The 19,602-nt window shown below is 70.8% G+C and carries 15 protein-coding genes; 11 read left to right on the top strand and 4 right to left on the bottom strand.

Going from position 1 to position 19,602, the window contains the following annotated elements; all coding sequences use genetic code 11:
- Positions 1–50: 50 nt before the first annotated feature.
- The 10 genes from LTL01_RS05630 to LTL01_RS05675 all read left to right on the top strand — a co-directional run bounded on the left by LTL01_RS05630 (position 51) and on the right by LTL01_RS05675 (position 10,729).
- Positions 51–1,235 (top strand): pyridoxal-phosphate-dependent aminotransferase family protein, encoded by a 1,185-nt coding sequence (locus LTL01_RS05630; RefSeq protein WP_082334569.1) that lies wholly within the window; start codon positions 51–53, stop codon positions 1,233–1,235.
- Between the two features lies 1 nt (position 1,236).
- A complete protein-coding gene (locus LTL01_RS05635; protein WP_236967754.1) occupies positions 1,237–2,562 on the top strand; it encodes a Zn-dependent hydrolase in 1,326 nt (441 codons plus the stop codon).
- A 57-nt stretch (positions 2,563–2,619) separates the two neighbouring features.
- On the top strand, positions 2,620–3,996 hold the full coding sequence (locus LTL01_RS05640) for an amidohydrolase family protein (RefSeq protein ID WP_236967755.1): 1,377 nt from the start codon (positions 2,620–2,622) through the stop codon (positions 3,994–3,996).
- Positions 3,996–5,213: an XdhC family protein gene (locus tag LTL01_RS05645; RefSeq protein WP_236967756.1), complete on the top strand. Its 1,218-nt coding sequence runs from the start codon at positions 3,996–3,998 to the stop codon at positions 5,211–5,213. The genes LTL01_RS05640 and LTL01_RS05645 overlap by 1 nt, the downstream gene beginning before the upstream one ends.
- A 152-nt stretch (positions 5,214–5,365) precedes the next feature.
- Positions 5,366–6,451: an ABC transporter substrate-binding protein gene (locus LTL01_RS05650; protein WP_236967757.1), complete on the top strand. Its 1,086-nt coding sequence runs from the start codon at positions 5,366–5,368 to the stop codon at positions 6,449–6,451.
- 70 nt (positions 6,452–6,521) lie between these two features.
- A complete protein-coding gene (locus tag LTL01_RS05655; protein ID WP_236967758.1) occupies positions 6,522–7,346 on the top strand; it encodes an ABC transporter ATP-binding protein in 825 nt (274 codons plus the stop codon).
- Positions 7,336–8,175: an ABC transporter permease gene (locus LTL01_RS05660; RefSeq protein WP_236967759.1), complete on the top strand. Its 840-nt coding sequence runs from the start codon at positions 7,336–7,338 to the stop codon at positions 8,173–8,175. Before LTL01_RS05655 ends, LTL01_RS05660 begins: the two co-directional genes overlap by 11 nt.
- Complete coding sequence (locus tag LTL01_RS05665; RefSeq protein WP_236967760.1) at positions 8,172–9,053, top strand: ABC transporter permease; 882 nt, start codon at positions 8,172–8,174, stop codon at positions 9,051–9,053. Before LTL01_RS05660 ends, LTL01_RS05665 begins: the two co-directional genes overlap by 4 nt.
- A 43-nt stretch (positions 9,054–9,096) precedes the next feature.
- The gene (gene add / locus LTL01_RS05670; RefSeq protein WP_236967761.1) at positions 9,097–10,131 is read left to right on the top strand and encodes an adenosine deaminase; all 1,035 of its coding nucleotides are present in this window, start codon (positions 9,097–9,099) and stop codon (positions 10,129–10,131) included.
- Between the two features lie 19 nt (positions 10,132–10,150).
- Positions 10,151–10,729, top strand: coding sequence for a helix-turn-helix domain-containing protein (locus LTL01_RS05675; protein WP_053546613.1), 579 nt, complete (start codon positions 10,151–10,153; stop codon positions 10,727–10,729).
- Between the two features lie 28 nt (positions 10,730–10,757).
- Here LTL01_RS05675 and LTL01_RS05680 read toward each other — a convergent pair whose 3' ends face one another.
- From LTL01_RS05680 to LTL01_RS14640, 4 genes are all read right to left on the bottom strand, one after another.
- A complete protein-coding gene (locus tag LTL01_RS05680; protein WP_053546612.1) occupies positions 10,758–11,342 on the bottom strand; it encodes a nucleoside deaminase in 585 nt (194 codons plus the stop codon).
- 2 nt (positions 11,343–11,344) lie between these two features.
- Positions 11,345–14,158: a molybdopterin-dependent oxidoreductase gene (locus LTL01_RS05685; RefSeq protein ID WP_236967762.1), complete on the bottom strand. Its 2,814-nt coding sequence runs from the start codon at positions 14,156–14,158 to the stop codon at positions 11,345–11,347.
- Positions 14,155–14,973 (bottom strand): FAD binding domain-containing protein, encoded by an 819-nt coding sequence (locus LTL01_RS05690; RefSeq protein WP_236967763.1) that lies wholly within the window; start codon positions 14,971–14,973, stop codon positions 14,155–14,157. The genes LTL01_RS05685 and LTL01_RS05690 overlap by 4 nt, the downstream gene beginning before the upstream one ends.
- A 483-nt stretch (positions 14,974–15,456) precedes the next feature.
- Positions 15,457–15,579, bottom strand: a complete 123-nt coding sequence (locus LTL01_RS14640) for a hypothetical protein (RefSeq protein ID WP_272877810.1) — start codon at positions 15,577–15,579, stop codon at positions 15,457–15,459.
- On the opposite strand from LTL01_RS14640, the gene LTL01_RS14830 reads away from it, so the two are divergent.
- Entirely contained in the window at positions 15,572–19,600 is a 4,029-nt protein-coding gene (locus LTL01_RS14830) for a DUF7933 domain-containing protein (protein WP_236967764.1), read from the top strand. The two genes, LTL01_RS14640 and LTL01_RS14830, sit on opposite strands and share 8 nt — an antisense overlap.
- Positions 19,601–19,602 lie beyond the last annotated feature (2 nt).

Below are 19,602 nucleotides of genomic sequence, written 5' to 3' on the forward strand. Positions count from 1 at the left end.
CTTCCCCCGCCGACCTTCCCGGAGAGATCGCTCCGCCCCGGCGCCTCCTCATGGGGCCGGGGCCGATCGACGCGTACCCGAGCGTGCTGCGCGCGCTGTCGGCGCCGCTCACGGGGCAGTACGACCCGTTCATGACCGCGACGATGACCGAGACGCAAGTCCTCTACCGGCAGGTCTGGGGCACCGAGAACGAGGCGACGGTCATCGTCGACGGCACCTCGCGCGCCGGGATCGAGGCGGCGATGGTCTCGCTGATCCGACCCGGCGACCGCGTGCTCGTTCCGGTGTTCGGCCGCTTCGGGCACCTCCTCGCCGAGATCGCGGAGCGCGCGATGGCCGAGGTGCACACGATCCACGCCGAGTGGGGACAGGTGTTCCCCGTCTCCGTCGTCGAGGAGGCGATCGCGCGCGTGCGCCCGACGCTGGTCGCGATGGTGCAGGGCGACACCTCCACCACGATGCTCCAGCCGCTCGACGAGATCGGCGAGGTCTGCCGTCGCTACGGCGCCCTGTTCTACTCCGACGCGACCGCTTCGCTCGCCGGCAACCCGTTCGAGGCGGACGCCTGGGGGCTGGATGCCGCCACCGCAGGTCTCCAGAAGTGCCTGGGCGGACCCTCAGGCGCAGCGCCCCTCACCCTCAGCCCGCGCGCGGTCGAGGTCGTGACGGCCCGGAAGCGCGTCGAGGCCGGCATCCGCGAAGAGGGTGATCCGCAGGCGGCGGACTTCGTCCGGTCGAACTACTTCGACCTCGGCATGATCCTCGACTACTGGGGCCCGCGTCGCCTAAACCACCACACCGAGGCGGCGTCGATGCTCTACGCCGCCCGCGAGTGCGCCCGTCTCGTCCTGGTCGAGGGGCGCGAGGCCGTCATCGCCCGCCACGTCCGCGCGGGCGAGGCGATGCTCGCCGGGGTCCGCGCGCTCGGGCTCACCACCTTCGGCGACCTCTCCCACAAGATGACGAACATCGTCGCGGTGTACATCCCCGAGGGCGTCCCCGGTGACGCCGCCCGCGCGGCGATGCTCGAGGACTTCGGCATCGAGATCGGCACGTCGTTCGGTCCGCTGCACGGCAAGGTGTGGCGCATCGGGACGATGGGCTACAACGCCCGCGAAGACGCCGTGATGGTCACCCTCGCCGCCCTCGAAGCAGTGCTCCGCCGCTTCGGCCACACCGCGTTCACCGCCGGCGGCGGAGTGGATGCCGCCGCAGACATCTATCGGGGCGCGTGACGTGACGACACCCCTCCTCGCCGTCGATCGCGACCGCATCGCGGCGGCCGCCCGTCGGGTGATGGCCCGCTGCGAGGAGCTCGCGCGCGTCACGGCCACGCCCGGCGCGATCGAGCGGGTGTACCTCTCGCCCGAGCACGCGCGAGTGAACCGGCTCGCCGCCGAGTGGATGCGCGAGGTCGGCATGACCGCGCGACAGGATGCCGCGGGCAACCAGTACGGCCGCATCGACGGCGCGCGCGGCGCCGAGACGCCCGCGCTGATGCTCGGGTCGCACCTGGACACGGTGCCGGACGCCGGGCGGTTCGACGGCATCGTCGGGGTGCTGATGGCGCTCGAGGTCGTCCGGCTGCTCCGCTCACCGGACGCGGATGCGCGCCGGGTCGACCTCCCGTTCGCGCTCGAGGTGATGGCGTTCTCCGATGAGGAGGGCACCCGGTTCGGCAAGGCGCTGCTCGGCTCCTCCGCCGTCGCGGGCACGTGGGACGAGTCGTGGTGGACGCTGACGGATGCCGACGGCACGACGCTCCGGGAGGCCTTCCTCGAGTTCGGTCTCGACCCCGGCCGCGTCGGCGAGGCCGCCCGGCGTCCGGATGAGCTCGTCGGATACCTCGAGGCGCATATCGAGCAGGGACCCGAGCTCGATGAGCGCGGCGAGTCGCTCGCCGTCGTCTCGTCGATCGCCAGCGCCCGCCGTTTCCAGCTCGTCGTCGAGGGGGAGGCCCGCCACGCGGGCGGCACGCCGTACGACCGGCGCCGCGACGCGCTCCTCGGTGCGAGCGAGGCGGCCCTCGCCGTCGAGCGCATATGCCGCGCGGAGCATCACATCATCGGCACCGTCGGTCAGCTCGAGACCTTCCCCGGCGCGGTCAACATCGTCCCCGGCGAGGTGCACATGAGTCTCGACCTGCGCGGCGAGTTCGACGATGCCCGTGACCGCGTGTGGGACGCCCTCGCGCGCGACCTCGACGCGTCGATGGGACGACGCGGTCTCCGCTGGCGCGCGCGGGAGATCCACCGGGCGCCCGCGGTGTTCTGCCGTCCGCTCCTGCAGGACGTCGTGCGCGAGGGCATTCTCGCGACTCGCGCGGGCGACACCCGCGAGGACACGACCGCCGAACCCGCGACGCTCTTCTCCCGCGCCGGTCATGACGCGATGGCGATCGGCGCGGTGACCGGGGTCGGGATGCTGTTCTTGCGGAACCCCGACGGCATCAGCCACCACCCCGACGAGACCGTGTCCGGGGGCGACGTCGCCCGCGGCATCCGTGCCCTCGCCGAAGCGGTCCTCCACCTCGCCCACGACCCCGCCCACGCGCAGCCGTAGCAGGCTGGAAACACACCGCGGGTAGCGTGAACGCCCCCGCACGATCCGGAGTTCCTCATGTCGTCCCTTCTCGTCACCCGCGCCCGCCTCCTCACCGTCGCCGACGGCGCCCCCGACCTCGGCCACATCGACGAAGGGTGGATGCTGGTCGAGGACGGCCGCATCGCCGCCCTCGGCGCGGGTTCCCCGCCCGCGGGCACGACGGCGGACGAGACCCTCGACGTCGCCGGCGCGTTCGTGGCCCCCGGTTTCGTCTCGAGCCACTCCCACCTGTTCACGTCGGGACTTCGCGGACTCGGCGTCAGCGAGACCCTCTACGGGTGGTGCGACTCGATGCTCGGGTTCACCTCGCACATGTCGGCCGACGACATCTACTGGTCGACGCTGCACGGCGCCCTCGACTTCCTCGGCAACGGCGTGACCACCGCATACAACTTCACCGACCCGCTGCAGGCGTGGGAGTCGATGGTCGACGGCAAGCGCGTCGGCAACGCGCCGCTCCGCGATCTCGAGTACCACACGCGCCAAGCCGACGGATGCCGCGACGCGGGCCTCCGCTTCGTCGACGCCATCGGCATGGACGTCACCGCCGGCACCGACGACGAGATCTTCGACCGCTTCGCCGCGGAGGTCGCCCACACCCGGTCGATGGATCCCTCCCTCGCGCTCGGCGCGTCGATCATGGGGCAGGTGCAGTGGTCGCCGCGGCCTGAGGCGGCAGAGTTCGAGGTCGAGGCGATGCGCCGGTTCGGCGTGACCAATCAGGCCCACTTCCTCGAGTCGCCCGAGGCGGTGCCGTTGCAGCAGGCGAAGTTCGCCCTCTACCGGGATGCCGGGGCGCTCGGGCCGGACATGATGTTCGGCCACTTCATCCAGACCACCCCCGAGATCATCGAGGCCACCGCCGCGGGTGGCGCGTCGATGTCGTGGCAGCCGGCCTCGAACGGGCGCCTCGCGTCCGGGGTGGCGCTCGTTCCCGAGATGCTCGAGCTCGGCATCCGCGTCGGCATGGGCCTCGACGATCAGGCGTGCACCGACATCTCCGACCCGTGGGGCAACATGCGCGCGGGCGTCTTCCTGCAGCGCGCCCGCACGAAGGAGCCGCTGTCGATGACGCCCGAGACGGTGCTGCGCCTGCACACCCTCGGCAGCGCCGAGATCCTCGGCGTCGACGACCGGGTCGGCAGCCTCGAGGTCGGGAAGTTCGCCGACTTCGTCGTCGTCGACCCGCGGATGCCGGATGTCGGACCGCTCTGGCATCCCGTCCGCTCCTACGTCCTGTCGATGAGCCTGCGTAACCTCAAGAAGGTGTACGTCGGCGGAGTGCTCGTGAGCGAGGACGGGGTCAGCACCAACCCCCTCGCCGCCGAGGCGAGCGCGCGCCTGCACGCCGACCTTCCTCCGCAGGCGGCCCGGTTCGGCCACCCCCGCTGATGCGCGACGTCCTCGAGCCCGCCAGCAGCCGGCTGGACCGGGGGGAGCCGTTCGCGCTCGCGGTGCTCGTGGACGCCTACGCCAGTGCGCCGCGAGAGATCGGCACGGCGATGCTCGTCGACGCGGCCGGTCAGGTGTTCGGCAACGTCTCGGCGGGCTGCGTCGACGGCGCTGTCTACGAGCTGTGCCTCCAGGCGCTCTCATCTGGCGAGAGCACCCGCTCGCGCTACGGCATCTCGGACGAGCGCGCGTTCGCCGCGGCGCTCACGTGCGGCGGTGTGATCGACGTGCTGGTGGTGCCCGTCCTCCCCGGCTCGCGCGCCGCCGACGCGCTTCGCGCGGTGATCGACGCCGTCGAGCGTCGCGAGGCGGTAGCCCTCGGGATCGTGACGGATGCCGCGTCCGGCGGTGGCGCGCTGCTCGCGGTCACGGATGATGACAGCCGTGACCGCGCCGTGGGTGATTCGCGCATGCTCGCGGCGGCGTTGGCGGACCTCCGCCGCGCCGCGTCGGCCGCTGCTCCCGTCACCCTTCGGTACGCGGATGTTCCGGGTGACTCCGTCGAGGAGAGCGGGGCCACCGAGGTGCTCGCGGTGCCCTTCCCGCACGCGCCGCGGCTCATCGTGGTCGGTGCGGTGGAGTTCTCCGTCGCCCTGGCGCGGCTCGGTGCGGCAGCCGGATTCGAGGTGACCGTGTGCGACCCGCGGGAGGTCTTTGCGCGCCCCGATCGGTTCCCGGGCGCCACCGTCGTCCACGACCAGCCGGGTCGGTACCTCGCCGAGACGCCGATCGATGTGCGGACGGCGGTCTGCGTCCTGACCCACGACGACCGCTTCGACATCGAGGCGGTCGCCGCGGCCCTCGCCTCACCCGCGGCTTACGTGGGCGCGATGGGCAGCCGCCGCACCCACGACGACCGCGTGGCCCGGCTTCGCGCCGCCGGCGTGACGGATGCCGCGCTCGCGCGCCTGCGCTCCCCGATCGGTCTCGCCCTCGGGGGTCGCACCCCGGAGGAGACGGCGCTGTCGATCCTCGCGGAGATCGTCCTCGTGCGCTCCGGCGGATCCGGCGAACCGCTCCGCGAGACGCGCGGACCGATCCACCCCGACGCGGTCGTCCCGGACGGCAGACGGCAGACGGACGCGCCCGCGGCCGTCTGCGCCGATGCGGTCGACGCCGTCGTCGCGCGGTGGGATGGCGGCGGCATCCGTCTGTGAAGTTCGTCCGGGCGGCTCGGAAGACGTAATCCCGCCGAAACACTCCGGCCAGTGTTGGTGAAATCTACATCGCCTAGCGTCGCTCTCACGCACCCCGTCGAGGCCCAGGGCGGGTGCGTCACCCGAGCACACCCCCTCTGACTGGAGTTCCCATGACATCCCTTTCCTCGCGCCGTGTCTCGCGCGTCGCCGCCGCGCTCGCCGGCATCGCCGTCAGCGCTCTCGCCCTCACCGCCTGCGCCGGCGGGTCCGGGACCGCCGCCGAGCCCGCTGCGGACTCCACGGATGCCGCCGCCGAAGGCTTCGGCGACCTGACGCTGCAGCTCAGCTGGATCCTCAACGAGGAGTTCGCCGGTGAGTACTTCGCCGACACCAACGGGTACTTCGAGGAGGCCGGCTTCAGCTCGGTGAACCTCGTCCCCGGCCCCTCGACCGGCGTCGCCGAGCTTCTCGGCGGAACCGCCGACATCGCCCTCAGCGACTCGGTCTCCATCGGCTCCGCCGTCGCGAGCGAGGGCGCCCCGCTGAAGATCATCGGTGCGACGTTCCAGGCCAACCCCTTCACGATCCTCTCCCTCGCGGACGGCGGCGACATCGCCACCCCCGAGGACCTGATCGGTAAGCGGATCGGCGTCCAGGACTCCAATACCTCGCTGTTCAACGCGCTGCTCGCCGCGAACGACATCGACCCGTCCGAGCTCACCGTCGTCCCGGTCCAGTACGACCCGGCGCCGCTCGTGAACGGCGAGGTCGACGGCTTCGTCTCGTACATCACCAACGAGGCGATCACGGTCGAGATGATGGGCCTGGAGACCACCAACCTCCCCTTCGCCCAGAACGGCCTGCCGTTCGTCGCCGAGACCTTCACCGTCACCGACGAGCAGATCGCGAGCAACCGCGAGATGCTGAAGGCCTTCCTCGTCGCCGAGCTCCGCGGCTGGACCGACGCGCTCGCCGACCCGCAGGGCGGCGCGGACCTCGCCCTCGAGGTCTACGGTGCCGACCTCGACCTCGACCCCGAGAAGACGCTCGCGGGCTCGCTCGCGCAGAACGAGCTGGTCGTCTCCGAGGAGACCGAGGCCAACGGCCTGTTCACGATCTCGGAGGAGCTGCAGGCCCTCACGATCGAGAGCCTCGCCGGCGCCGGCATCGAGCTCGAGGCCGCCGACCTGTTCGACCTCAGCCTCCTGGCCGAGGTCTACGAGGAGAACCCGGACCTCCTCGACTACGCGGGCTGAGCCCGCTCCCTCGAGCGCTTCACCATCGAGCGCTCTCCATCCAGCAAAGATCCATTCTGGAGTCGATACCGTGACCGAAACGGCCACCCAGGCCGGTGCCCAGGGGACGACCCTGGGCACCGGCCTGCAGATCACCGAGCTGAACAAGGTCTTCACCGTCGGGCGCAAGAGCGTCGTGGCGCTGCAGGACGCGAACCTCCACACCGACCAGGGCACGTTCCTGGCGCTGCTGGGGCCGTCCGGATGCGGCAAGTCCACGATCCTCCGCATCCTCGCCGGGCTCGAGGATCCCACCAGCGGCACCACCCGTGTCGACGGCAAGAGCCCGAAGGAGCTCCGCCGCGGCAACGAGTTGGGGATCGCCTTCCAGGATGCCGCGCTCCTGCCGTGGCGGAGCGTGCAGTCCAACATCCAGCTGCCCTTCGAGGTGGCGGGGAAGCCGGTCGACAAGGCCTACGTCTCCGAGATGATCGCGCTGGTGGGTTTGAAGGGCTTCGAGAAGGCCAAGCCCGCGCAGCTGTCGGGCGGGATGCGCCAGCGAGTGTCGATCGCCCGCTCGCTCATCATGAAGCCCTCGGTCCTGCTCTTCGACGAGCCTTTCGGCGCGCTCGACGACATGACCCGGCAGAAGCTGAACCTCGAGCTCCTGCGGATCTGGACCGAGAAGCCCGCCACGACGCTGCTGGTCACCCACGGCATCAGCGAGGCGATCTTCCTCTCCGACCAGGTCGCGGTGATGAGTCCGCGCCCGGGCCGGGTGAAGCACGTCATGACGATCGATCTGCCGCGCCCGCGGACGCCCGATCTCATGCGGAGCCCCGAGTTCCATGCGTACGTCGACGAGGCGCAGGAGCTCCTCTTCGGCGTCGGAGGGGCCGCGGCGGATGACCACTGAGACCCCCGCCCGCTCCCGCACGATCCAGTGGGAGGATGTGCGTCTTCCCGCGTGGGTCACCGGGCTCATCGGCGGCGTCGGGATCATCGCGCTGTGGTGGATCCTCGCCGCCACCGTGTTCTCGAACGTCGGGCCTGGCGGTGTGCAGGCGATCCCCACGCCCCCGCAGGTGATCGCGGAGTTCTTCGCCACGGGGTGGGAGTTCTACGTCCGGAACTTCTCCGTCACCCTGACTGAGGCCGGCATCGGGTACCTGTGGGGCAACGGGCTCGCCCTCGTCCTCGCCGCGCTCGTCCTGGTCGTCCCGCGCCTGGAGGGCGTGGTGATGCAGATCGCGATCATCACCTACTGCGTGCCGATCGTCGCCCTCGGCCTCCTCCTCGTCGTCATCGCGCCGATCCCGGGCGCGGGCGAGCCGTCGGTCACCGCGATCTTCCTCGCCGCCCTCAGCTGCTTCTTCACGACGGTGGTCGGGGCGCTCCTGGGGCTCAAGGCCGCCGACAAGGCCAGCCTCGACGTCATCACCGTGTACGGCGGGTCGAAGTTCACGCAGCTGCGGAAGGTGCGGCTCATCGCCGCCCTCCCCGCGACGCTCAACGCCCTGCAGATCGCCGTGCCCGCCGCCTTCCTCGGCGCGGTGCTGGGGGAGTTCTTCGGAAAGATCACCGTCGGGGTCGGCCCGGCGATGATCGCGGCCCAGCAGGCGCTGAACGCGCCGCGGGTGTGGGACATCGCCCTCGTCTCCGGCGCGGTGGCGCTCGCGGGGTATGCGCTGCTCGGTCTCGTCGCCCGCGCGGTGGCGCCCTGGTCGCGAGGAGGTGCGCGATGAGCATGGAGACCCTTCCCGCGCTGTCCGTCCCCGGAGGCGGCGAACAGTTCGCGAAGCTCAACGCCGACGTCCGCCGGGAGGTGCGGCGCTCGACGCTGCGTGCGCTCGGCCGGAGCGTCCTCACCTTCGTCCTGACCATCGTCGCGGTCGTGGTGATCTGGGTCGGCTCGCTCTGGCTCTTCGGCATCTCGCCCTACGTCGGCAAGGGTCCGGTGGAGGTGTTCGAGTTCCTCTTCACGGTCCCCGCCGCGGACGAGAACAGGGAGCGCCTGTTCGGTCAGCTCGCCGTGACCCTCGGTCACGCCACCGTCGGCTTCGCCGCGGGGCTCGTGGCGGCGCTGGTCGTGGCGATCCTCTTCCAGCTCAGCAAGGGCGTCGAGCACGCCCTCATGCCGCTGGCGATGCTGCTGCGGTCGGTGCCGCTGGTCGCGATGGCTCCGGTGATCATCCTCATCTTCGGGCGCGACTTCGCCTCGATCGCCGTCATCGGCGGCATCGTGGTCTTCTTCCCGGCGCTTGTGACGATCGTCTTCGGCCTGAAGTCGGCATCCCCGCAGATGAACGACCTCGTCACCGTCTACGGCGGCACCTCCTGGACACGTCTGCACAAGATCGCCCTGCCGAGCTCGCTCCCGGAGTTCTTCGCCGCGGTCCGCATCTCCGTTCCGGGTGCGATCACCGGTGCGCTGCTCGCGGAGTGGCTCGCCGTCGGCGGCGGGATCGGGGGCGCTGTGGGAGGCTATGTCGCGCAGGCCCAGTTCTCCGCCGTCTGGACCGCGGTGGTCCTCGTGACGGCATCCGCTCTGATCCTCTACAACCTCGTGCAGATCGTCGAGTCGGTCGCCCTCGCCCGCATGGGCATGGCCGACCGGGCCTGACGGTTCTCTCCGCCCCCGCCCGAGCTCCCCGAAAGGACCTCACATGACCGTTTCGCTCCGCGACTTCGCCCTCGGTCTCCCCAAGGCCGAACTCCACCTGCACCTCGAGGGCACACTCGAGCCCGAGCTGAAGTTCGCCCTCGCCGAGCGGAACGGCATCACTCTGCCGCACACGAGCGTGGAGGAGATCCGCGCGAGCTACGACTTCACCGACCTCACGAGCTTCCTCGCGATCTACTACCCCGCCATGGAGGTGCTGCAGACCGCTGACGACTTCCACGACCTCGCGTGGGAGTACCTCGTCCGGGCGAAGGCGCAGGGCGTCGTGCACGCGGAGATGTTCTTCGACCCCCAGGCGCACACGAGCCGCGGCGTGCCGTTCGAGAACGTCATCGGCGGATATCGTCGAGCGGCCGTTCGTGCGGCGGACGAGCTGGGGATCACGGCGGAGCTCATCCTGTGCTTCCTGCGCGACTTCTCGGCCGAATACGCCATGGCCACCCTCATGGAGGCGCTGCCCTATCGTCGGTGGATCGTCGGCGTCGGTCTCGATTCGGACGAGCGCGACAACCCGCCCGGGAAGTTCGCGGCGGTCTTCGCACGCGCCAAGGCCGAGGGGTTCTTCCTCACGATGCACTGCGACATCGACCAGGTCGGATCGATCGACAACATCCGCGCCGTCATCGACGAGGTCGGGGTCGATCGCATCGACCACGGCACCAACATCGTCGAGGACCCCGCACTCGTGGCCATCGCGAAGGAACGCGGTCTCGGGTTCACGACGTGCCCCGTGTCGAACTCGTTCGTGACGGAGCAGATGAAGTCCGACGAGATCGTCGGGCTCCTCCGCGAGGGCGTGCGTGTCACGATCAACTCCGACGACCCCGCGTACTTCGGGGCGTACGTCGGCGACAACTACGTCGCGCTCGCCGAGCAGGCGGGCCTGTCGCACACCGACCTCGTGCAGCTCGCGATCAACTCGTTCGAGGTGTCGTGGATCACGCCGGCCCGGCGCGCGGCGTACGTCGCCGCCGTCGAGGAGTACGCCGCCGCCCACGACGTTCCGCTCCCCGACTGAGGCCGGGAACCGCGCGTCGATGAGCGATTCCACGATCACCGACGACGCCGCCGCCGCGCGACGGCTCGGTGCTCACGTGCGGCGGCTGCGCCACGCGCGCGGGCTCACGCTCGTGCAGCTGGCCGAACGGATCGACCTGTCGCATCCGTTCCTGAGTCAGCTCGAGCGCGGGCTCGCGCAGCCGAGCCTCGGGTCGCTCCGGAGGCTCGCCGTCGCGCTCGAGACCAGCCCGATCGAGATCATCGCCGCCGCGGACGAGGATGCCGACACGACTCCCGCCGTGCAGGTGGTAGGCCCGGATTCCGGTGCGGTGCCCGAGGGATTCGCCTCCGGCACCGCACGGATGCTCGCGCACCGCCCCGGCACGTTCCGGCCGATGGAGATCTCCGGCGACGCGATCGAACCGGGGGAGCACTTCGTGCACGCGGAGGACGAGTTCGTCTACGTCCTCGCCGGCCGCGTACGCATCGAGCTCGACGGGCGCGTGCACGACCTCGAGCCCGGGGCGTCGGTCTCCTCGCCCGGAGGGACGTTGCACCGCTGGTGGTCGGCGGACGGTGCGCCCTTCCGGCTGCTCGTGGTCAAGCAGGCGTGGTGACGCGGGACCTCTGGCGCGGGACCTGGCCTCAGCTCTCGCCGCGGGCGTTGTAGACGACCGCGTCGCTCGCGCCGTATGCGCGATACACCTCGAGCGCTTCGTCGCGGAGGATGTCCTCGGTGACGCGGATGCCGCGCGCGGCGAACTGGGCGGCCCAATCGGCGACCATCGGGCCCTCGTCGAAGCCGCTGAGCTCCTCGAGCTCGGGTCCGGATCCGGCGATGACCAGGTGACGGATGCCGCTCCACATCGTCGCGCCGTAGCACTGCACACAGGGGCGCCAGTTGACCACGAGCGACAGTTCGGCGCCGGCGCCGAGGTCCCAGCGGCCGAGAGCGGCCTGGGCGAGCCCGAGCGCCATCACCTCGGCATGGCCGGAGGTGACCCCGGTCGACAGCACGACGTTGACCCCGACGGAGACGAGGGCGCCGGTCGCCTCGTCCACGACGATCGCGGCGAAGGGTCCGCCGTTGCCCTCGCGCCAGTTGCGGTCGGCGAGGCGGTTGACCAGCGCCATCCGGTCTTCGAGGGTCGGGAGGGTCTCGGGCAGATCGTCGGTCTCGGCGACGAGCCAGTCGGGAAGGCTCATTGTGAAGGTGGTGGCAAGCGACATGGCTACTCCGAGGGGGTGCGGGTGGGGGTCGGGACGCCCTGCGCGGTGCGCCAGACGCGCTGCCGGGTGAAGGGCTGGTGGAAGACCCGGGCGCCGAGGGCGCGCGAGATGGCGTTGCCGATCGCGGGGGCGACGGGGTTGTAGGGCGACTCGCTCATCGACTTCGCCCCGAACGGACCGACCCGGTCCGAGGTGTCGGCGAGGAGGATCTCCGTCTCGGGGACGTCGGCGAACTGCGGCACGCGATACAGCCGGAACATCGGGTTCTGCACGCGCCCGTCCTCGACGAGGACCTCCTCGTAGAGCGCACTGCCGACGCCCTGCGCCACACCGCCCTCGATCTGGCCGCGCAGCTGGGCGGGGTTCATGACGGTGCCGGCATCCGCCGACTGCACCGACTGCAGGATCCGCACCGAGCCGGTCTCCGGCTCGACCGCGACGCGGACCGCGTGGACGTTGAAGGCGACCGAGCGGAGGTCGCCGTCCTCGCCGCCGAGCGCGAACAGGCCGTTCTCGTCGCGCTCGTCGTCGCCGGCACGGGCGACGACGTCGGCGAACGACACGACGCCCGCCGGGGTCGAGACGCCCGCGTCGGTGAGGGTCGCGTCGGCGACATCGACGCCCGCGATCTCCGCGGCGAGGGTGCGCATCCGTTCGGCGAGGGCGTGGCAGGCGGCGGTGAGGGCCTTTCCGGCCACGGTGATGCCGGTCGACGCGAAAGCGCCGGTGTCGTGCTCCACGGCATCCGTGTCGGCGTTCCACAGCCGCAGCCGCGAGAACGGGGCGTGCAGAACGGATGCCGCGATCTGTCGCAGGACGGTCGTGGTGCCGTTGCCGAACTCGGCCGTGCCGACGCGCACGACGTAGTCGCCGTCGGAGCGGAGCGAAACGCGGGCGCGGGAGAAGTGTCCGCGCGGAGCCATCGTGGCGATCATCGCCAGCGCCATGCCCTCACCGACGCGCCAGCCGTCGGGAGCGGTGACGCCGTTGCCGCGGCGAAGGGCGTCTTGCGCGAGGTCGAGGCACTGGTCGAGGCCGTAACTGCCGATGATCAGGTCTTCTTCGTACGGGTCATCGTCGGGGTGCAGGCGGTCGTCGGCACGGATGACGTTGCGACGGCGGAGCTCGAACGGGTCGATGTCGAGGCGCTCGGCGAGCATGTCCATGGCCGATTCGACGCCGAGCATGACCTGACCGAGCCCGTACCCGCGGAACGCACCCGAGGGGACGTTGTTGGTGTAGACGACCTCGGCGTCGATGCGGCGATGCGGCACGCGGTACACCGTGGTCGACTCGGCCACGCCGTGGAACATGACGCCGATGGCGTGGTTGCCGTACGCGCCGGTGTCGCTCAGGACATCGAGGCTCATCGCGGTGAGCGTGCCGTCGGCGTCCGCGCCGAGGGTGACCCGCACGCGCATCGGATGCCGGAGCGAGGCGCGCGTGAACTGCTCGGTGCGCGAGAACTCGTAGGTCACGGGTCGGCCGGTGCGGAGGACGGCGAGCATGACGAGGTCTTCGGTGAAGACCTCCTGCTTCCCGCCGAAGCCGCCGCCGACGCGCGCGGCGAAGACGCGCACGCGCTCCCGCGGCATGTCGAAGACGTGGGCGAGTTCGTCGCGCGTGAGGAAGGGCACCTGGGTGGAGGAGCGGATGACGACACGTCCGTCGCCGTCGAGCCAGCCGACGCTCGCGTGGGTCTCGAGCTGCGCGTGCGTCACGCGCGAGGTCTGCCATTCGCCGGAGACGACGGCGGCACTCGCGGCGAAGGCGGCGTCGACGTCGCCGGTGGTGTCGTGCATCGAGGCGATGACGTTGCGGTCCGCCTCGGACACGCGGTCCTCGGGGGTGCGCTCGGGGTGGAGGAGCGGAGCGCCGGGCGTGCGGGCCAGTTCGGGATCGAACACCGCCGGGAGTACGTCGTACTCGATGCGGACGAGGCGGACTGCGGCATCCGCTGCCGCGGCGGTCTCGGCGACGACGGCGGCGACGCGCTGTCCGATGTGGCGGACGACGTCGTCGAGGACGCGGGTGTCATCGGGGTCGTCTTCGCGGTGTTCGTGGCGACCGGTCGAGAACCGAACGGTGGGGGCGTCCTCGTGGGTGAGCACGGCGATCACGCCGGGAACGGCGAGGGCGGCGGTGGTGTCGATGGAGAGGATGCGGGCGTGGGCGTGCGGGGAGCCGACGACGCGCAGGACGAGGGTGTCGACGGGAGGCTGGGCGAGGCCGGTGTCGTGGTCTCCGCCGGTGTCGAGGGTGAAGGGCTCGAGGCCCTGGACGATGCGGCGGGCCGCCTCCGGGATGACCGAGGTCCCGATGCCGCCGCTGGTGCTTCCGGTCTCGCGGACGGCGCCGAGCGTCGATGCGCAGCCGTCCGGGGGGGCGCCGACGGAGGCCTCGATGGCGTCGCGGATGGGGCGGTATCCCGTGCAGCGGCAGAGGCTTCCCTTCATGCGACGGTCGAGCTCGCGGAGGTCGTCGGGGGTCAGAGTCGAGGCGGTGACGGCCATGCCCGGGGTGCAGAAGCCGCACTGGAAGCCGAAGCGTGCGACGAGTTCTTCCTGGACCGGATGCAGGTCGCCCTCGGGGGCGAGGCCGGCTGCGGTGGTGACGACCGAACCGTCGACGCGTGCGGCGGGGATGATGCACGAGTGGACGGGTTCGCCGTCGAGGATGACCGCGCAGGCGCCGCAGTCGCCGGCGTCGCAGCCCTTCTTGACCGAGATGGTGCCGGTGGAGCGGAGGAGGGTGCGCAGGCACTGGCCGGGTGCGGCGTCGCCCTCCCATTCGCGGCCGTCGACGGTGAGCCTCATCGGCCTCCCTCCAGATCGCGGCGGACGCGTTCGGCGAGGACGACGGTGATCTCGCGCCGCCAGTCGGCGTCGCCCAGGGCGTCGGTGAAAAAGTCGGCGGGACTGCGGACGTCCGCTGCGAGGAGCGCGGGATCGGGGAAGGCGTCGTAGACGAAAACGTGCGGCGTGAGGGTGGATGCCGTCACGGCGACGGTGACGGCATCGTCGATGTCGCGACGCCCGACCACGACGACGCCCGAGCGGCCGAGTTCGGCCAGGGCCATCTTGTGGAACGACACCGTCGCCGTGAGCGCAGATGCCGGGATCTCGATGGCGCGGAGAACCTCGCCGAACGCGAGGGTGTTCGTCATCTGTCCGGTCACGAAGCTCGCGACGGGCTGGTGGCGCTCCCCGCCGTCCGGGGTCCAGACGATCGCCTCGGCATCGAGGGCGGCGAGGAGGGACACCATCGCGGCGGCAGTGAAGGACTGGCAGACGTTGCCGCCGACGGTGGCGGTGTTCCACACCTTGAACGACATCAGGAGGGCGTGTGCGGCATCCGTCACAGCGGCCAGAGCGGGCCACGGCGGAGTGTGCGTCGCGCGGGAGAAATCGACGAATCGGCGGATGGTGCAGGTCGCGGCGATCCGCAGACCGCCCGGATGCACCTCGAGGTCGGGCCAGTCCATGCGGGTGATGTCGACGAACCCGGTGATGTCCGGCTGGGGTTCGCTCATGAGCCACGTGCCGCCTGCGAGGACGCGCTCGCCGGGCGCGAGCGCGAGGTCGGCCCGCGTGCGCGCGAAGCGGTAGGAGGTGACGGAGGTGATGTCCATGCGCCTTCCTTCCACGGATGCCGGATCGGGGACTCCCCGAGTGAATCAGGCCCGGATTTCGCGGGTGTTAAGCGCGGAATGCTCAGGCTAACCCCGGGATTTCCATCGAGGGGTTGCACTTGGACTGGGCATTCATTTACTTTGAGCCCAAGATCACATGTGTAAATGCTGAGAACACGTGCACATGGTGCCCGCCTCGGGAGAAGCGCTCTGCTTCCCCCCTTCCTGGACTCTCATGATTGCGCAGAACTCGCCCTCCCGCCCCCACTCAGGGGGGCGTCGCTCGTGGATTGCAGCGATCGCGATCGCCGTGCTCCTCCTGGGTCTGCTGAACGGGCACGGAATGGGTATCGCCCGTGCGGCGGAGACGAGCACCGTTGGTGAAGCGGAGGACGGCACTGCCTCCCCATCGCCGAGTCCGGGTCCCACGGAGGAACCGCTGCCGTCTCCGACGGCGTCTGCGACGGAGTCGCCTCCGTCCACTCAGACACCGACTCCCGAGGAGACCGTGGCGCCCAGCGCGTCCCCCGTGCCGCTCGAGAGTCCGACGGCATCCCCGACCGCGTCGCCGACGCCGACGCCGACGCCGACGGCTCCCGTGACCACCGCGCCGGAGGAACCTCGGACGAAGGCTCTGAACGAGGCACCCGACGAGGAGTCGATGTCGGGTCCGGAGAGTCGATCCGCGGTGTCGATCTTCGCCGCCGGTGTCCCCGCCGACCCCGGCGAAGTGTGGATCGAGACGTTCGAGCAGGGCCTCAACACCACCGCGCCCTCCGGGATCGCGACCTACGCCGGTGGGCGGTATACGGCGTCCTCGGGATGGGCTGCCGGAACGAACTGCACCGGAGTCCTGGTGAACTACACCGCCACTTATCCGAACGCGCAGTTCTGCCCCAGCCAGGCCTCGGGCGCGAACACCTCGGCAGCCCGCGAGGTCCGCCGGCTCGCCGACGTCCTTGGTCAGCTGGGCGCGGATACCCCAGGTTCCACGTCTGCGTCCGCGCCCGCGAGCGCCTCGAGCGACGTGACGCGGGGTAACCACGCGCTCGTCGCGCGTCCCTACGCGACGATCAGCGCCGGGCAGACGACCGTTGCACAGAGTGCGTCTGCGCTCGGACTGACGGCGAGCGCATCGCGGTACTACTCGCTGCGCTTCGACGCGGCGGCCGCTCCGTGCGGAACCGGGACACCGGCGCTCGCCCTCAGCCTGTTCTCCGGCGGGACGACATTGCTCAACGCGTTTCCCACCGCCGTGAACCCCTGTGCCGCGACGGGCGCGGTGTTCTACACCTCCACCCCCGTTCTGGCCGCGTCCGGCGGCGGAACCGACCCGGGCATCACGACGTCCGCGCGAGCGGCGACGTACACCGGAACAGCCGCGGCGGTGCTCACGCCCGCCCAGATCGCGGCGGCGCAGATCCGGCTGACCAACACCGCCAGGGCCACGGGCAGCGGGTTCGGCGTCGACAATCTGCGGGTGCTGGACGTGACTCCGAGCCTCGACTGGGGCTTCAGCCCGGACAGCGTCCCCGAGGGAACACCCAGCACGCTCACCTACACCGTCACCAACACGACGGACCTGATCGCGAAGAACGACTGGTCTTTCACGAACACCCTTCCCGCCGGTCTCGTCGTGGCGCCGACCCCGGCCGTCGGCGGGACCTGCACGCAGGTCGCCGGAACCGCGTTCGCGGTCACCGCGGCCGCGGGCGGGTCGAGCATCGCCGCGGTGGGCGGCGACCTGGCGACCGGGGCGGCCTCGTGCACGGTCACCGTCGATGTGGTCGCGACGGCGGAAGGCTCCTTCACCAACGCGCCGGAGGATGTGGTCACGGTCCTGGATCCGCCGGAGGCGGCCTCGCTGACCGCGACTCCCGCGTCGCGTCTGACGGTGCGGAAAGACCTCCCCGCCCGCGCGTCCTCGACCGATCAGTTCACGCTGTCGGTGCGCAGCGGCTCGACGGTCCTCGCGTCGGCGACGACGACGGGGACGGCGACGGGTATCCAGCCCGCGCAGGTGTCCCGGCTGATCGTCACCGCCGGGCAGACCTACACGATCAACGAGACGCCCACTTCCGGGTCCGCGATTGGCTACGCCAGCTCCTACGACTGCGTGCGGGACGGCACGGTCGTCGCGACGGGCACGTCCCGCTCCGGGTCGATCACGATGCCCGAGGAGGACGGTGCCGAGATCGTCTGCACGTTCCGGAACACCCTGCAGCAGCAGCGTCTGGCGTGCGACAGCGGACTCTTCTACGGAGTGACCACCAACGGAGCCCTGATCCAGGGCGACATCGTCGGAGGTGGGCAGGCGACGGTCGGCTCGTGGTCGAACGTGACGGGCGCCAACTCGCTGGGCATCGGAGCCGGAGGGACGCTCGCCTACGCGCTGAACAGATCGGGCGATGCCGCCAACGTGCTGTCGATCCTCAAGTGGTCCACGACCGGCGGGTTCGAGACGCTTCCGGGTACCGGGTACACCACGGTCGGTGCCGGCGGCGCGGCGGTGCCGGGCAGTCTGGTCGCCGGCGCCGTCGATCTGACCACGGGGCGCTACCTCTTCGGCAAGTTCAACGGCGGGGTCTTCCACCTGTGGAGCTTCACGGAGTCCGCCCCCGCCGCGAATCGCTTCGCGTATGTGGGCTCGTTCAACGCCGGCGCTGCACCGAACGGCAACGGCGACATGGCCTTCGACTCTCGCGGCAACCTGTACGTCCTCGGTGCGGCGACGGTGAACAACGCCAGCAGCGTCGCGATCTTCACGGTGACGGCGCAGACGCTCGCCGCCGCGAGCGGCGGCACCCTTGCCGTCAGCACGTCGACGCCGCGCGCGCTGACGGGCCTCGACGGCTCACCGACGTTCGGCAGCGCCAACGGGTTGGCCTTCTCGCCGCGGGGCACCGTCTACGTGTCCAGCAACACCAGCACGTACGAGTTCGATCCGAGCTCCTGGGTCCGCATCGCGGGGTCGTCCAGGCTGGATTTCGCCTCCACCGACCTGGCCACCTGCACGTCTCCGGGCACCGTGACGGTGCAGAAGAACGTGGTCGGGCGTGCCGCTGCCGCCGACCAGTTCACGCTCACCCTCGCGGGTGAAAGCGGAACCGTCGGCACGGCCACGAGCACAGGATCGACGACGGGGCGGCAGACGGCTCAGGTCGGGCCGTTCCCGGCACGTGTCAACACGGTTCTGACGGTCTCGGAGGCGATGGCGGCCGGCTCCACGTCGGCGATCGGCGCCTATACCGTGCGGCTGGAGTGCTGGACGGACGGGGTGCGCATCGTCAACACCACGACGATCTCCGCGAGCGTCACGATGCCCGATCGCCTCGGAGCGAACGTCGTCTGCACGTTCTTCAACTCCCCGAGTCCGGTCGCGACGGTGACCGTGACCAAACGGGTGCTCGACCCGGCGACCGGGCAGAGCGCGCCCGCGGCCGGATGGAGTCTCGGCGTGGCGGGGACGGCGACGACGGGGACCGTCACGGTGCTGCCGAGCGAGGCGCCGCGACAGAACAGTGACGCGTCCGGCAACGCGGCGTGGACCGTGCTGTTCGGCTCCGCCGCCTCCCGCGCGACCCTCGTCGTCTCGGAGGTGCAGCAGACGGGGTTCACCTTCGTGAGCGGCACGTGCACGGTCAACGGCAGTGCGGTCGCGGCATCCTTCACCACGGTCGGAGGTCTCGTCTCCGCATCTCTGCCGGGCATCGCGCCGTCGGCCACCGTGGCCTGCACGCTGACCAATCAGCCGATCACCACGCTCACCCTCGTGAAGTCGGTGTCTTTCGGGACTGCGGCGCCGACGGCCTGGCTCCTATCCGCGCAGGCGCCTCAGGGTGCCCTCCCGGGGCCGAGCGGCACCACCGGTGTCGCGGCCACGACCAACGTTCCGGTCAGCCCGGGGCGCCCGTACCGCCTGAGCGAAACCGGCGGAACCGCCGCGTACGTCCAGGTGGGAGCGTGGCGCTGCGTCGAGTCCACCGGCGCGGAGGTTGCCGTCACTCCCGCGGGGGATGTAACCGTGCGTACCGGCGCGGCTGTCACGTGCACGGTGACCAACGCGACGGCGACGATGACGCTGCTCAAGGATGTCGTCACGCCGAGCCCCGGTTTCGAGGCGTCGACGTGGACGATCACCGCGACGCCCGCCGTTCTTCCGGGCGGCACCCTTCCGGTGCAGAACCGCGTCGGTGCGACCTACAACGCCGCCGGGAACCCGGCGAGCACCTTCGAGGTGCGCCCGGGACACGAGTACACCCTCTCCGAGGCGCCCACGGTGCCGGGGACGCGGTTGGCTTATCAGACCCTCCGGCTCGAGCGCCTCGACGGAACCTCCTGGACGCCGGTCCCCAGCAGGACCATCACCGCGCCTCCCGCGGGATCGAACGTGGTCTACCGATTCGTGAACGCTCCCGTCGCGGGACCCGTCCTCCCGCTGACCGGCGGCCTCGGGGCGGATGCGTTCGCCATCGCCGGGGGTCTGCTGCTCGCCGTGATGCTCGCCGGTGCGCTGATGAACGGGAAGCGACGGACGATGCGACGTCGACTCGGGTTCCCTTCCTCTTTCTCGCGCCCCTCTGAACCTCCTCCCTCCCTCCCTCCTCATCGCAGTGCAACTCCCTGAAA

The organism is Microbacterium aurantiacum, assembly GCF_021654035.1.
Lineage (GTDB): Bacteria > Actinomycetota > Actinomycetes > Actinomycetales > Microbacteriaceae > Microbacterium > Microbacterium aurantiacum.